At 73.2% G+C, this 772-nt stretch carries 1 pseudogene; it reads right to left on the bottom strand.

What is annotated here, in order from left to right:
• Positions 1–147: 147 nt before the first annotated feature.
• Positions 148–772 (bottom strand): annotated as a pseudogene (locus C1A38_RS31245) (hypothetical protein); the annotation flags it as partial.

Here is a 772-nt window from a genome sequence, read left to right as displayed (position 1 = left end):
AGCGCCGATGGTACTGCACTCGGGAGGGTGTGGGAGAGTAGGACACCGCCGGACACACGTCACAGTCGAGGGCCACCCGGAATCGGGTCGGCCCTCGACTGCGTTGCGCCATGGAATGGCGCACTGAGGAAGGATGTACCTGTGAGTTCAGGAGCTCAGGGCGGAGACCGTCCCCGGAGCCAGGAGGGCCGGCCCGAGGGCCGTGACCGCGGCTTCCGCCGGGACGACCGCCCGTCGTACCGCGACGATCGCGACCGGGACCGTGGTTCCCGTGAGGGACGCGGTGACGGGGCTGACCGTTCCCGTTCCGGCGGTTTCCGCCGTGACGGCGACCGCCGCGAGGGCGGTTTCCGCGAGGGCGGCGACCGCCGTGAAGGCGGGTTCCGCCGTGACAGCGGTGACCGTCCCGGCGGTGGTTTCCGTGGCGGCGACCGTCGCGAGGGCGGGTTCCGCCGCGAGGGCGGCGAGCGCTCCGGTGGCTTCCAGGGCGGCGACCGCCGTGAGGGTGGCTTCCGCGGCGGTGATCGCCGTGAGGGCGGGTTCCGCCGTGACAGCGGTGACCGTCCCGGCGGTGGTTTCCGTGGCGGCGACCGCCGTGAGGGCGGCTCCCGTGATGGTGAGCGCTCTGGTGGCTTCCGCGGTGGCGACCGCCGTGAGGGTGGTTTCCGCCCCGACAACAGGGAACGTTCCGGCGGCTTCCGCGACGGCGGCGACCGTCGTGAGGGCGGGTTCCGCCGTGACAGCGGTGACCGTCCCGGCGGTGGTTTCCGTG

Source organism: Verrucosispora sp. ts21, from assembly GCF_002879555.1.
Taxonomy (GTDB): Bacteria; Actinomycetota; Actinomycetes; order Mycobacteriales; family Micromonosporaceae; genus Micromonospora; species Micromonospora gifhornensis.
Note: the sequence above shows the minus strand (reverse complement) of the source record. Positions and strands in the feature narration are given on the sequence as shown.